Annotated in this window: 1 protein-coding gene; it reads left to right on the top strand. The window is 63.6% G+C overall.

Annotation, left to right across the window (positions count from 1 at the left end; translation table 11 throughout):
• On the top strand, positions 1-567 hold a 567-nt coding region (locus P1P70_RS45555; RefSeq protein WP_319248482.1), incomplete at its 5' end, for a Zn-ribbon domain-containing OB-fold protein.
• Between the last annotated feature and the right edge of the window lie 4 nt (positions 568-571).

Here is a 571-nt window from a genome sequence, read left to right as displayed (position 1 = left end):
GAGCAGACCCGCCGCCCCCGCCCCGTCGTCAATCGCGACAACTCCGGCTTCTGGGAGGGGATCTCACGGCACCGGCTGCTCATCCAGCGCTGCGCCGACTGTGCCACGCTCCGTCTCCCCTGGCTGCCCGGCTGCAACGCGTGCGGTTCGGCCGCCTGGGACACGGTCGAGGCGAGCGGCGAGGGGGTCGTCTACTCGTATGTCGTCATGCACCACCCGCCCTTCCCGGCCTTCGATCCGCCGTACGCCGTCGGACTGATCGAGCTGGCGGAGGGGGTGCGGACGGTCAGCAACGTCGTCGGGGTGCCGTGCGACGAGGTGCGGATCGGGATGCCCGTACGGCTCGAGTTCGTGCGCTGCGACGAGGAGTTGGAGCTTCCGGTGTTCCGCGCGTGTCCCGCCGGGGCGGAGGAGGGGGCTGCCTCTTATAAACATCTCCCCCTCCGGACAAAAACCCTTTGGAAATCACCGTGGGCCCCCGTATCTAAAAAAAAAAAAGTCACATCCACAATACACACAGAACTCGCACGAAGAACGCACATAAACACAACAAAAGAAAACAACTAAACAA

The sequence above is a fragment of the Streptomyces sp. MB09-02B genome, from assembly GCF_033794485.1.
In the GTDB taxonomy this organism is placed as follows: domain Bacteria; phylum Actinomycetota; class Actinomycetes; order Streptomycetales; family Streptomycetaceae; genus Streptomyces.
Note: the sequence above shows the minus strand (reverse complement) of the source record. Positions and strands in the feature narration are given on the sequence as shown.